This window comes from Alkaliphilus transvaalensis ATCC 700919 (assembly GCF_000621485.1).
Classification (GTDB): Bacteria; Bacillota; Clostridia; order Peptostreptococcales; family Natronincolaceae; genus Alkaliphilus; species Alkaliphilus transvaalensis.
In genome coordinates, this window is sequence record NZ_KK211286.1 from 244317 (window position 1) to 257891 (window position 13575).

9 protein-coding genes are annotated in these 13575 nt (G+C 33.8%); 6 read left to right on the plus strand and 3 right to left on the minus strand.

Annotated features, from left to right (window positions below):
* The first annotated feature begins 10 nt into the window (after window positions 1-10).
* Together T335_RS0116515 and T335_RS0116520 are read left to right on the plus strand one after the other, a co-directional pair.
* Window positions 11-1609 carry a Na+/H+ antiporter NhaC family protein gene (locus T335_RS0116515; protein ID WP_026478520.1) on the plus strand — a complete coding sequence of 533 codons (1599 nt, stop codon included), beginning with the start codon at window positions 11-13 and terminating at the stop codon, window positions 1607-1609.
* 503 nt (window positions 1610-2112) lie between these two features.
* On the plus strand, window positions 2113-3873 hold the full coding sequence (locus T335_RS0116520) for a sigma-54-dependent Fis family transcriptional regulator (protein ID WP_026478521.1): 1761 nt from the start codon (window positions 2113-2115) through the stop codon (window positions 3871-3873).
* 107 nt (window positions 3874-3980) lie between these two features.
* On the opposite strand, the gene T335_RS21095 is transcribed toward T335_RS0116520, so the two are convergent.
* Window positions 3981-4541 carry a GNAT family N-acetyltransferase gene (locus T335_RS21095; protein WP_051569364.1) on the minus strand — a complete coding sequence of 187 codons (561 nt, stop codon included), beginning with the start codon at window positions 4539-4541 and terminating at the stop codon, window positions 3981-3983.
* A 509-nt stretch (window positions 4542-5050) separates the two neighbouring features.
* Here T335_RS21095 and T335_RS0116530 point away from each other — a divergent pair.
* Complete coding sequence (locus tag T335_RS0116530) at window positions 5051-6343, plus strand: L-cysteine desulfidase family protein (protein WP_026478522.1); 1293 nt, start codon at window positions 5051-5053, stop codon at window positions 6341-6343.
* A gap of 347 nt (window positions 6344-6690) precedes the next feature.
* On the opposite strand, the gene T335_RS0116535 is transcribed toward T335_RS0116530, so the two are convergent.
* On the minus strand, window positions 6691-8052 hold the full coding sequence (locus tag T335_RS0116535; protein WP_034328787.1) for a YjiH family protein: 1362 nt from the start codon (window positions 8050-8052) through the stop codon (window positions 6691-6693).
* A 225-nt stretch (window positions 8053-8277) separates the two neighbouring features.
* Between T335_RS0116535 and T335_RS0116540 the strand changes: the two genes are divergently transcribed.
* The 3 genes from T335_RS0116540 (at window position 8278) to T335_RS21100 (ending at window position 12416) form a co-directional block, all read left to right on the plus strand.
* Complete coding sequence (locus T335_RS0116540; RefSeq protein WP_026478524.1) at window positions 8278-9156, plus strand: tRNA 2-thiocytidine biosynthesis TtcA family protein; 879 nt, start codon at window positions 8278-8280, stop codon at window positions 9154-9156.
* Between the two features lie 235 nt (window positions 9157-9391).
* Window positions 9392-11707: an ATP-dependent Clp protease ATP-binding subunit gene (locus T335_RS0116545; RefSeq protein ID WP_026478525.1), complete on the plus strand. Its 2316-nt coding sequence runs from the start codon at window positions 9392-9394 to the stop codon at window positions 11705-11707.
* A 193-nt stretch (window positions 11708-11900) separates the two neighbouring features.
* Complete coding sequence (locus tag T335_RS21100; RefSeq protein WP_034328788.1) at window positions 11901-12416, plus strand: hypothetical protein; 516 nt, start codon at window positions 11901-11903, stop codon at window positions 12414-12416.
* A gap of 115 nt (window positions 12417-12531) precedes the next feature.
* On the opposite strand, the gene T335_RS0116555 is transcribed toward T335_RS21100, so the two are convergent.
* Entirely contained in the window at window positions 12532-13557 is a 1026-nt protein-coding gene (locus tag T335_RS0116555; RefSeq protein ID WP_026478526.1) for a branched-chain amino acid aminotransferase, read from the minus strand.
* Window positions 13558-13575 lie beyond the last annotated feature (18 nt).

A 13575-nucleotide genomic window follows, 5' to 3' on the forward strand; every position in this document is an offset into this window, starting at 1 on the left:
GTTGTTGTTTATGATGGAACATGCTTATGGTTGGTTAGCGATTATACCACCAGTCATTGCCGTAATATTGGCATTAAGAACAAAGGAAGTATTAGGTTCACTAATAATAGGGATATTTTCTGGATATTTCATATATGTTAATTTTGCACCTCCAGAAATAGCATCAGAATTAGCTTCTACTAATCCAATAATCGGACCTATTACTGAAATGGTAAATGGCATAATAGTCAATGCAGGTGATTCTTGGAATATGGCTATTCTAATTTTCTTAGCCTTATTAGGTGGACTTGTTGCAGTGGTTACAGTAGCAGGGGGTTCATCGGCCTATGGAGAATGGGCTTCTTCTAAGGTAAAATCCCGTAGTGGCGCACAAATTTCTACATTTTTATTAGGCTGTATAATATTTATTGATGATTACTTCAATAGCTTAACAGTGGGAACCGTTATGCGACCATTAACAGATCGTTATAAAATTTCAAGGGCAAAGCTAGCTTATATTCTAGATTCAACTGCTGCCCCTGTTACGATTTTAGTACCGATCTCCAGTTGGGTAGCTTATGTCATCTCGGTTATTCAGCCAGCTTTAGCAGAGTCTGGATTTGAAATTGGGGGATTAAAAGGTTTTATGGCAACTGTTCCCTTTAATATTTATGCTTGGTTATCATTAATCATGGTTCTATTAGTGGCAATGTCTAAAGTTAATTATGGGCCAATGGCTAAATTTGAAGAATTAGCTATGGAAACTGGTGAACTTCAAGGAGACGGAAATACAACACCACCAGGAGATGATTTTAGCAACCTTGCCAGATCGACTAAGGGAACACCGTGGGATTTAATTGCACCAATTTGTGGCTTAATTCTCTTTACGGTGTTAGCAATGGTTTACACAGGTGGATATTTTGAAGGAGGGGTTTCCCTTTGGGAAGCTTTTGGAGATACAGATGCAGCAACCTCATTAGTGTATGGTGGTGTTGGTGCCCTTCTATTATCTATGATTATGTTCATTCCAAGAAAGTTAATGACCTACGGACAGTTTATGGAAGCCTTTACTCAAGGGGTAAAATCAATGGTACCAGCCTTTAGTATTTTAATTTTAGCTTGGACCTTTGGCTCAGTTTTAAGGGATGACGGGTTACAGAGTGGTACTTTTATTGCTAATATAGTTGGTAATAGTATCCCTGCTCAACTATTACCAGCATTGATTTTTATTGTATCAGGATTTATTGCCTTTTCAACAGGAACTTCATGGGGTACCTTTGCTATTATGCTACCCATTGCTATACCTTTAAGTGGGAATATTAATCCTGAAATGGTTGGTTTAATGATGTCAGCAGTATTAGCAGGAGCCGTATTTGGAGATCACTGTTCGCCAATTTCAGATACAACAATTTTATCGTCTACTGGTGCTGCATGTCATCACCTAGATCACGTTGCAACGCAAATTCCTTATGCCCTTACAGTTGCAGCAGTATCTGTGGTTGGATTTATTGTTGCGGGAATAACGAATAGTGCTATTATAAGTCTTGTTCTTTCAACTGTATTATTAATTGTTGTAACAAAATTCTTGACTAAACTTTATCAACAAAAGACTTTAACAAAGGTAACTTAATCAATATATATAGAATAATTATTATTGTAGCCCAGTTGCTTCCTAAAAAAGGAATGGAACTGGGTTTCTTAATGTTCAACTTCAACATTAACATTAATATTAACATTAACTTTAACAAAGGCCCCTTAACCTAAATTTATTTTATAGAAAAAGCATAACTAAAGCCTAACTTCCTCAAAGTTGAAGAGATGAGGTCCTTTACTTAAAGTTCAGCTTTAACTTTAATTTTAATCTTAACGAGAACATTAACTTTAGCTTTTACATTTCTCTAATACACTTTACATTATGGGTTACGAATCAAAGTATATAATCTCTGGTTTAACCTTTAAGTTTTACTTTAGCTAAAAAATGTATCTAAATACATAAATTTGGTATTGTAATTTGAAGTTTCTTTAAAGGTAGATTTACTTAAGCCTTTATATTAGCACTACTTGCCCTTTTAGGATATTTTCCTAGAGTAAAAAGGTTAACCTATGATAAAATAGGGTGGAGGGGGTTAGGCTATGGCTAAGCTAGTAGATATTAAAAGAGATGTGGAAAATATTGCCGAGGCAATAGCTAGTGTGATGGGGGTTGAAGTAACCATCGTCGATGAAGAACTTCACAGAGTTGCTGGGACTGGAGGATATTCCTTCTCGAAAGGTGAAAAGGTTGATGGAAATTCTGTTTTTCGTCACGTGTTAGAATCTAGTAAGGGCTATATTATAGAAGATCCTATTACTGACCAGGTATGTCTAAAATGTGGTGCAAAAGAAAACTGTAAAGAATTTGGTGAAGTCTGTACCCCAATCATTATTAATGGAAGAGTATTAGGTGTGATAGGCCTAATTGCTTTTACTCAAGAGCAGAAGGAGAAACTTTTTGCTGATACGGGAAGTCTTATGGAGTTTCTACAAAGAATGGCTGATTTAATAGCTGTAAAACTTTTAGAAAAAGAGAAACATGAAGATCTACAATTAACAACTAAGAAATTGGAAATAGTGATCGATTCCCTTGAAGAAGGAATCATTGCAGTAGATGCAAATGGAGAAATTAGTAATTATAACAATATCGCAAACAAAATGTTTCGTAGTCCATTATTAGAAATAGGGCAAGATATTACAGCTTTAATTCCATTATTTAGGGAACTGATTGCCCAGGTAGCTGGTGGTACACTAGTCAAAAACAGAGAGTTTTTTTATCGTCAGGAGCAGCAACAGTTAAGAGGGATTGCTACAGTTAACCCAGTTATATTATCGGGAGATTTAGTAGGCTATATATTTATTTTGAAAAATATTTGCCAAGTTTTAAAAGAAGTTAATGATGTCATTGGATCAACAATAAACAATACTTCTTTTGAAAGTATTGTAGGAGTGAGTCTTGGGATGCTAGAAGTAAAGGAGAAGGCTATAAAAGCATCTCAATCACCATCAACTGTTCTTATTCAGGGAGAAAGTGGTACTGGAAAAGAGTTATTTGCCAGAGGAATACATTATGCAAGTCCAAGAAGAAATAAACCCTTTGTGGCAATTAATTGTGCAGCTATACCAGAACAATTGTTAGAGAGCGAATTATTCGGTTATGAGGGTGGGACGTTTACAGGTGCTGCTAAAGGTGGTAGGTCAGGGAAATTTGAGTTAGCCAATGGAGGAACGATTTTTCTAGACGAGATAGGGGATATGCCCCTTCATCTACAAAGTAAGCTATTAAGGGTGCTTCAGGAAAAAAAGGTTGATCGAATAGGGGGCTTAAGCTCTATACCGATAGATATTAGAATTATTGCTGCTACAAATAAAAATTTAGAAGAAAAGGTTACTTTAGGTGAGTTTAGAGAAGATCTTTTCTTTAGATTAAATGTTATTCCCTTAAATATCCCACCCCTTAGAGATAGGAAAGATGATATTCCAGTTTTGATGGAGTATTTGCTGAATAAATGCAATTTAAAAATGAATAAGATGATTAAAGGTTTTAATGTAGATATTTTAGATATTTTCTGTCAGTACAAGTGGAAGGGTAATGTTAGAGAATTAGAGAACGTTATTGAATATGCCGTAAATATGGAGCAGACAGATGTAATACGAGTAGAGAATTTACCCCTTAAACTAAAGCAGACAACAGCAGAATCTTCTTACAATATGGATGAACCTATTATAAAGTTAGAAGAACTAGAAAAATCAGCAATAATAGAAGCTTTAAGACGTTGTAAGAATAAAGAAGAAGCTGCCAAGAGATTAGGGATTGGTAGAGCAACTTTATTTCGTAAAATAAAGCAGTACAAGCTTTAAGATACAATAATAGTGACATTGTACCACTTCTAGTTTGTTAGCTTGATATAGATTCTTTAAAAGGATTACTTCAATGGACCTCGAAAGAGGTCCTTTGCTTTATCTATTTAATGTTGAATAACTTGATTGAGTAGTCCATAAATTAAAAAATTGAAAGTCTGTCCTTCTAACCTAGAATGTTCCCTTAGGGATTTTAGGACTGTGAAGCCTTTTTTTTCTAATAGTTTTCTAGCTTTGGAATTTAATTCATGGGTGACTGCTGCAATTACTTTAAGCTCTAAAACTTTAAACCCATAGTCAATGACCCTAGAGACAGCTTCCTCCATATAGCCCAATCCTTGAAAATCTGGTAACAGGTCAAATCCAATATCAGCCTTTGTTTCATCCTCTGAAAAATTCCACAGGCAAACCGTCCCAATTAATTGATGACTCTCAGTAGTGGTTATACCCCAAAGAATCCATTGTTTATTTGAAACTCCTTGAATAATTTTATGAATAAACTGTGCAGCTTCATCATAGGTTTCGTAGCTTTTTTCATCGAGATACTTTAAAACTTCTTGATCTGATTTTAAAAGAAAGATTTCTTCTAAATCCAACAAGGAGATTTGTCTCATAAATAGGCGTTCTGTTTTGAGGTTAGGAAAGGGTGTAAAATTTAATTTAGTCATTTAAAACTACCTCCTATCATATTGAATCGATAAAATAAGTTCTATAGTTATTTAATAGATCTTAATAGCTGAGGAAATTGCATAATTGATCTTATCTTGATAGTAGTTCAAAAGGAAGACCCTATAGAGCAGATGAAACTTTACCTTTTAGAGTATTATTAAAGAATATGCTCTTACTTTTAAGATTACTTTCTTAATACAATACTTAAGATTTTTTTCTTATGATAAAAGTCAAAAGTAGAGATTTTTACAAGATTAAAAGCAATAGTTATTAATTTCGCTTTAAATGCCTTTAATCCTTTAAAGTACATGAAATCTAAACAATGTATCATTATGATACTAGTCTCAATTTGATACGCAATATGAGTATCAATATGAGACTGCTTAACTCCTTGTCCTGTAAAGAACTATATTTTTTAGTGAATCCTTAAGGATTAATCCTACTTTAAGCTATGGCATGGTTTTTGCTATGAAATAAAGTAGGACTATAAATTAGGAGGGACATAAAGTTGAAAAAATATCAAATGGTTAAGAGTATATTAGAAAAAGAGGTAACACCTGCAATAGGTTGTACAGAGCCAGTAGCAGTAGCATTGGCAGCTGCTACTGCAATGGAGTGTATTGGAGGGAAACCCATTCATATTATGGTTACTGTAAATAGTAATGTTTATAAAAATGCTATGGCGGTAGGTATTCCTGGAACAGCAAAAGTAGGAATAGATATTGCGGCTGCATTGGGAGTATTTGGAGGAGAGGCAGGAAAGGGACTCCAAGTCCTTAAACATGCAGAAAAAGGTGAAAAAGAAGCATTAGAATTTGTTGCAAGGGGAGCAGTTACTGTTAATGTAGTTAAAAAGTCAGAAGTATTTATAGATTGTGTTGTTACCTCAGAAATAGGGGAGGGAAGGTGCGTCATTGAAAAAAGCCATAATAATATAGTCTATGTTTCTAAGAATGGTGTAGCTTTAACTTTACACCAAAATGAAGAGATCGAAGTAAAAGAAGATCGAGAGGGCTTAATCAACTGGTTAAAGAATGAAAGAATTACTGAAATTATTAATTTAGTAAGAGAGATTCCTTTGGAATATATAAACTTCATGTTAGAAGGAAGGGATATGAATCTGGCAGTAGCAAAACTAGGGCTAGAAATGAAAGTGGGAATGGGAGTGGGGTTCTTATCAAAAGATAGAAATATTGATACACTCGAAGGATATGCTGCCACCTTAACAGCGGCAGGGGCTGATGTAAGAATGGCGGGGGAAAAGGTCCCAGTTATGAGTAGTGCAGGTAGTGGAAATCATGGCATTACAGCTATTCTACCTGTGGTGGCTATTAGCGAAAAAATGGGTAAAGATGAAGCGACATTAATTAGAGCATTGGCACTAAGTCATTTAATTACAGTATATATAAAAAGCTACACTGGTAAACTATCTCCTTTATGCGGTTGTGCTGTAGCAGCAGGAATCGGCGCTAGTACAGGAATAGCATTTTTGATGGGGGGTGATAGTCACCAAATAGAAGGTACAATTAAAAATATGGTAGCTAATATTACAGGGATGATTTGTGATGGAGGTAAGGTAGGTTGTGCATTGAAATTATATAATGCTGCTGCAACAGCCTATATTTCTGCTCAGTTAGCAGTGGAGGGGTCAGTTGTTCCATCGGATAATGGAATCATTCATGAAAATATTGAAAAAACCATAAGTAATATAGGTAAGTTGAGTTTTCAAGGAATGGAAGAGACCGATCGAATCATATTAGAGATCATGCTAGAAAATAGAAAAGTACAATACTGTAGCTAGACAGAGATACGGTGACAGGTAGAGTGCAAATAGTTCTACAGATAGATCTAGTGATAGATCTACTAATAGAGACAAATAGAATAACACTTTTCTATTCGTTAGAACAAAGTATTCCCTCGGAAGATTTATAGGATGACTTTAGGTGAAAAAACTAAGCGACCTACACAATTTAATCCATTAAATTGGTTATCTGCTTATCTTGAAACTTATTACGTAAAGTTCTCTTATTTTAATAATAATTAAAGTCGAACTGTCCTATTCGTTACAAAAAATGGAAAATCCGATTCTTCATTAGTTTTCATGATAGAATCGGATTTTTGTTTATATAGTAAATTTAATTGTTTTGATTAGAATATGATGTGTGCTATTAATACAATAATCGGTAGGGTAACTAGTGTACGTTGAATAAAGATTAATAATAAATCTTTGATATTAATTGGTAGCTTTGACCCAAGTAGTAAGCCCCCAACTTCAGACATATAAATTAATTGTGTAACAGATACACAGGCAATTACAAATCTTGTAAGTTCACTTTCGATTCTACTTCCAATAATAGCAGGTAAGAACATATCAGCAAAACCAATGACAAGGGTTTGTGATGCTTCAGCAGCATAGGGAACCCCCATAATTTTTAGTAGTGGAATAAAAGGAAGTCCTAACCATTGGAATATTGGTGTAAACTCTGCAATAACTAAAGCTAATGTACCGAATGCCATAACGATAGGGATTACACCTAACCACATATCTAAAACATTTTTAATACCACCGATAAAAAACTCACCAACGTTTGATTGCTGACCAGCTTTATTAACGGCTTGCTTAACACCCCATTGAAGAGCAGTGTAGTCTTCGGGAATTACTTCTCCTGTATTTACCTTCATATCATTGTAATAACTATCGAGTTTTCTAGATAGAGGCGGTATTCTTGGGACAATAATTGCCGCTGCAACCCCAGAAAGTGTTACTGTTAAATAAAAAGGTACAAAGAGATGGGCTAAACCAACTTGTGCAATTACCACAAGGCTAAAGGTGATGGAAACAGCTGAAAAAGTAGTAGCAATAACGGCAGCTTCTCTTTTTGTATAGTAACCTTCTTCATATTGTTTGTTTGTTAAAAGAACTCCAATTGTTCCATCTCCTAACCAAGAGGTAATACAATCGATGGAAGAACGTCCAGGTAAATTAAAAATAGGTCGCATAATTTTATTTAATAAAGAACCAAAGAATTCTAATAGACCAAAATTTAATAATAAAGGTAAAAATAGTCCAGCAAATAAAAATACTGAAAATAGTATTGGAATTAAATCAAATAATAGTAAACCACCAGTATCTTCTGACCAAATAGCACTTGGTCCTACTTCTAATAAAGTGAGAAGTGCAAAAGTAGCACCTATAATCCTAGAAATAAGCCATAGTGGTGTTACATCAAATAAGGATTTTAAGAATGAGTTCTTTAATATAAAAGAAGGTTTAAATATTTTAGTAATGATACTTCCTGCAAATGATAATAACATTAAAATAGTTGTGATGGCAGGGAGAGAATCTGTTAGGGCACCCTGTAATGACTTTGAAAATAAAGCTATTGGAATGGTAATCTCACCATTGTTTGAAATAGGTATCATAAATAATAATGCACCAATTAATGATGGGATAATAAAACGTAGTATAGCTTGAGTTGAATACGTATTATTTTTGTTTTGACTAATCATATCCGTTCATTCTCCTTTAAGTAAAGTGATTGTTTATACAACGATATTAATTTTAATACATAATGAATAAATATGCAATAGTATGTATGTTAATTTTAATTAATATTTATTAAGAAGTGAAATGATACCAGTAACAATCAGAGATTTTAATCATTATTTTTGCTTTTGAAAGACAAAATAACATAAAGATGTTATAATATTGGGGTAAAATAGTGAGGTGATTTTGTGAGTGAGATATCAGGAAGTGGATGCGAACAACTAATTCCCTTTAGTGATCGTAAGTCCCTTCAAGAAATAGAAAGAAGTATTATCACTAAGTATCGAAAGGATATTTGGTCAAAGTTTGTTAAAGCTATAAAAGAGTATAACTTGATTGAAGATGGTGATAAAATAGCTGTAGCCATCTCAGGTGGTAAAGATAGTCTTTTAATGGCCAAGCTATTTCAAGAATTAAAAAAACATGGTAGAGATAACTTTGAGTTGGAATTTATAGCAATGGACCCAGGCTATCATGAAAGTATAAAAAAACTTTTAATAGATAATTGTCAACACTTAAATATTCCATTGCATATTTTTGATTCAGGAATATTTAAAATTGTTGATAATTTAGCTAAAGACTATCCTTGTTATATGTGCGCAAAAATGAGGAGGGGTGCTTTGTATAGTAAGGCCCAAGAATTAGGTTGTAACAAGTTAGCCTTAGGTCATCATTTTAACGATGTTATTGAGACTACCCTTCTAAACGTCCTTTATACGGGAAACTTTAGTACAATGCTCCCAAAGCTTAAGTCATCAAATTTTGATAAACTAGAGCTGATTAGACCATTATATTATATTGAAGAAGCAGCTATCGCAGATTTTACTCAATCAAATGGGATCTGGCCTCTAAATTGTGCATGTATGGTGGCAGCTAAGAAAATTGGAACAAAGAGACATGAAGTTAAGGCATTAATTGAAAACTTAAAGAGTAACTTTGAAGCTGTAGATAAATCAATCTTTAGAGCAGCTCAAAATGTTAATATGGACTGTATACTGGGGTGGCAGAAAAAAGGGGAAAAATACTCATATCTGGATTTTTATGATGAACTTGAAGATGAGTATTAGGTTTTATATAAAAGAATATATTTAAAATCACCCGTTAGGGTGATTTTTTGTCTTAGCTTAAGGGATTTAATAATACATTTCATAAAATTATGGTATAATAATAGTTAGTTTATCGTAAACTGGTTTAATATGGTAGAATCTTAATGATTACTTTACCTAATACTAAGGTATTAAATAAAGAATAAGAAAAATAAAAATAAAATTAAGATAATATTTATATGGGGATGATGATTACATGAAAAAATGCTCAGTATGTAATAAAAATATGGCAGTTGTGTTTGCTTCTAAATTAGAGAATGGCAAATCAGAAATGAAGGGTTTATGTATAGAATGTGCAAAAAAAATGGGGATACCTGTTATTGATCAAATTATGCAACAGACAGGTCTAACTGCTGAAGAAGTGGAAAACCTAACAGAACAGATGAATGAAACTTTTGATGATATGGACCTGGATAATTTAGAAGAAAATGATATGCTTATGAACTTATTTAATGATTCTTTATCAGCTATGAAGGGTTTAGGTGGCTTAGAGAAGGAATCTGATGAAATTGAAAATATAGAGGATGAAGAGTCAGAAGAAGAGATTATAATTGATGAAAAGAAAGAAAAGACCAAAGGTAAAAAGAAAAAATCTAAAGGTAAAAAGAAATTTTTAGATACCTATGGTACAAATCTGACTGCTAAGGCTCAACAGCATCAGGTGGATAAAATTATTGGAAGAAATCGAGAAATTGATAGAGTTGTTCAAATATTAAATCGAAGAACAAAAAACAATCCTGTATTAATTGGCGAACCAGGCGTTGGTAAAACGGCAATTGCAGAAGGTTTAGCAGTCCGAATTGTAGAAAAACAAGTTCCTTCAAAGTTGTTTGATGCTGAAGTCTATCTTCTAGATCTTACAGCAGTTGTTGCTGGAACCCAATTTAGAGGACAATTTGAAGGTCGTATGAAATCCATTATAAAAGAAGCTCAAGAATGTGGGAATGTGATACTAGTTATAGATGAGGTCCACAATATAATGGGAGCCGGTGAAGTACATGGAGGTGTAATGAACGCAGCCAATATTCTTAAGCCTGCATTGGCAAAGGGCGAAATACAAATTATTGGGGCTACAACACTAGAAGAATATAGAAAGCACATTGAAAAAGACTCTGCCTTAGAGCGAAGATTTCAACCAGTTATTGTAGATGAACCCACAGTTGAGGAATCTATAGAAATATTAAAGGGAATCAAGGGCTACTATGAAGATTATCATAGAGTGCAAATTTCTGATGAGGTTATTGAAGTAGCAGTGAAAATGTCTGAGAGATATATAACTGATCGTTATTTACCAGATAAAGCTATCGACGTAATTGATGAAGCTGGGTCAAGGGTTAATCTAAGAAACCAGGGTCTAGTAGAACTGGAAGCGTTAAAAGAAGAATTAAGTCAACTTCAAGAAAAAATTGAAATGGCTGCCTATAACAATAACTATGAAAAGGCTGCTGAATATAAAGTTGAAGAATGTAGACTACAAGAAAAGATAAAAGAAATCGAAAAAACTTCGGGTGAAGTGAAAATAAATGTTGAAGACATAGCCTTTGTGATAGAGGCTTGGACTAAAATTCCTGTTCAAAAAATTACTGAAGAAGAAGCAGAAAAACTTTTAAATCTTGAAAAAAGGTTGCATCAAAGGATTGTTGGGCAAGAAGAAGCAATAGAAAGTATTGCTCGAACCATTAGAAGAAATCGGTCGGGTTTTAGAAGAAAGAAAAAACCAGCTTCTTTTATTTTTGTTGGACCTACTGGAGTTGGTAAAACAGAACTGGTAAAAACTTTAGCTAGTGAGCTTTTTGGTAGTGAAGAGGCTATGATTCGAGTAGATATGTCAGAGTATATGGAAAAACATACAGTTTCTAAATTAATTGGTGCTCCTCCAGGCTATGTAGGATATGATCAAGGGGGACAATTAACTGATAAGGTTCGAAGAAAACCCTATTCGGTAATCTTAATGGATGAGATAGAAAAGGCTCACCCAGATGTATTTAATATGTTACTACAGATATTAGATGATGGTAGGTTAACCGATAGTCAAGGCAGAACAACCCATTTTGAAAATACTGTTATTATTATGACATCCAATGCTGGTAGTCACTTAAAAGCTAAGGGCATGGGTTTTAGAAATAATGAATATCAAGCAATGGAAAATAAGGTTAAGGACGCTTTAAAAGAAATTTTTAGGCCTGAATTTTTAAATAGAGTAGATGAGACCATTGTATTCACTCAATTAACTAGGGAAGAACTTAAAGAAATAGTTGACTTAATGTTAAAAGAAGTGAAGGAAGATGTTCTAGAAAGTAAAGTGAAGCTAGAAATCTCTGATGAAGTTAAAGCATTTATTCTAGAAAAAGGTTATGATGAAAAATATGGCGCTAGACCAATTAGAAGAACAATTCAAAGATATATTGAAGATGAGATTGCAGAGTATTATCTAAAGAACCAACTTGAAGCAGGAGAAAAGATCAAAGCTGTTTTAGTAGATGACAAAGTTAAAATTATTAGAGAAAATTAGATAAAAGGGCTTGTCTTAAAATGATTTGTGCAAACATTAAAGACAGCCCTTTTTTTTGGGCTACAAGATAATTAAAAGCACATTATTAACAGTTACTTACCTTTGTGATTGTGGGAGGAGATGAATTTAGATATAATAAGTTTGAGGAGAAAAGATATATTAGATAATAATTCAATATTCAGGAGGATTAGCAATGGATGATTTAATTATTGAACCTAAGCTAGGAATTGGAAAGATCACCCTTGGGATGTCGATGAAAGAAGTAGAAGCGTGTATAGCCTATTATTCAAAAAAGCACCTTGGAGTAGATGATGATAAGAATGCCATTGCTTCTTCTTTACAAGTTGCATATGACCCCGAGGGAAAAGTTAATTTTATTCACTTAGACTCAAGAATAACTAAGTACTTTAATTGCTTATTTAGAGGAGTTGATGTATTTAGTACTAAAGTTGACTTATTGGTAAAGATGATAGATGAAATTTCACCTTATGATAGAAATCATCCTGAACTAGGCTGTACATTTTATTTTCCTGAAATTGGTTTAGGGTTGTGGAGACCAAGAATCTTTAATGAAGAAGATCAACTGACGAAAGAATTTCAAGAATTAACACCAGAGAATCAAGAGGATGAATTGAGAAACTTATACTTTGAAGTTGTCTGCATAGAGAAGGATTATTATAAAAACGCTAAAAAAGATTACATAAAATAAAAAAAAATTCTTTAATAATATTAGGGCAGGCATCTACGAAGATGCTTGCCCTAACGATTAACCTTTAGCTGAAATAAAATTTTAGGTTATTATAAACAAATAATCAATTATTTATTTATTTAACTTCTACAATCCAGCCTTCTGGTGCTTCAACTTCACCAAATTGAATACCTAATAGGGTATCATAAAGCTTTTTAGTAATTGGACCAACCTCTGTTTGGCTATGGAATACATGAAGATCTCCATTGTATTCAATTCCACCAATTGGGGTAATTACAGCAGCTGTACCACATGCACCAGCTTCTTTAAATTCACCTAAGTTATTTACTAATACATCTCTTTCTTCAACTTCCATTCCAAGGTAGTCTTTTGCTAAGTGCATTAAAGAGTACTTAGTAATACTTGGTAAAATAGAAGGCGATTTAGGTGTGATAAACTTGTTATCATGGGTAATACCAAAGAAGTTGGCTGCACCTACCTCTTCAATTTTTGTATGGGTAGCAGGGTCAAGATAAATACAGTCTGCAAAACCTTTACTTACTGCTAATTTGTGGGGATATAAGCTACCAGCATAGTTACCACCAACTTTCGCTGCACCAGTACCGTAAGGCGCTGCACGGTCAAAGTCAGAAATGATAAAGTTAACAGGAGCCATTCCACCTTTAAAGTAAGGGCCAACTGGAACACAGAATACACTAAAGATAAATTCTGGAGCAGGTTTTACCCCAAGGTTATCGCCAACACCGATTACAAATGGTCTTAAGTAAAGTGTTGCGCCACTTCCATAAGGTGGTACAAAGTGCTCATTGGCTTTAACAACTTGAATACATGCATCGATAAACTTTTCTACAGGAACTTCTGGCATTAGTACACGACTACAGCTATCGTTTAATCTCTTTGCATTTTGATCAGGTCTAAAAAGTTGAATCTTATTGTCCTTTGTTCTATAAGCTTTTAAACCTTCAAAACACTGTTGTCCATAATGAAGGGCAGTAGAGGCTTCGCTAATGGTTAAATTGTTATCTTCAACCAATTGTCCGTCATCCCATTGACCATCCTTCCATTTTGAAACATAACGTAGGTCTGTTTTAATGTAGCTAAAACCTAGTTTACCCCAATCTAAATCAACTGTCTTACTCATGATATCCCTCCTATATTT

What these genes read in the sequence shown, in the direction of transcription:
- T335_RS0116515 (WP_026478520.1), top strand. Translation starts at nt 11, where the DNA reads ATGATGGAACATGCTTATGGTTGGTTAGCGATTATACCACCAGTCATT.
- T335_RS0116520 (WP_026478521.1), top strand. Translation starts at nt 2,113, where the DNA reads ATGGCTAAGCTAGTAGATATTAAAAGAGATGTGGAAAATATTGCCGAG.
- T335_RS21095 (WP_051569364.1), bottom strand. Translation starts at nt 4,541, where the DNA reads ATGACTAAATTAAATTTTACACCCTTTCCTAACCTCAAAACAGAACGC.
- T335_RS0116535 (WP_034328787.1), bottom strand. Translation starts at nt 8,052, where the DNA reads ATGATTAGTCAAAACAAAAATAATACGTATTCAACTCAAGCTATACTA.
- T335_RS0116545 (WP_026478525.1), top strand. Translation starts at nt 9,392, where the DNA reads ATGAAAAAATGCTCAGTATGTAATAAAAATATGGCAGTTGTGTTTGCT.
- T335_RS21100 (WP_034328788.1), top strand. Translation starts at nt 11,901, where the DNA reads ATGGATGATTTAATTATTGAACCTAAGCTAGGAATTGGAAAGATCACC.
- T335_RS0116555 (WP_026478526.1), bottom strand. Translation starts at nt 13,557, where the DNA reads ATGAGTAAGACAGTTGATTTAGATTGGGGTAAACTAGGTTTTAGCTAC.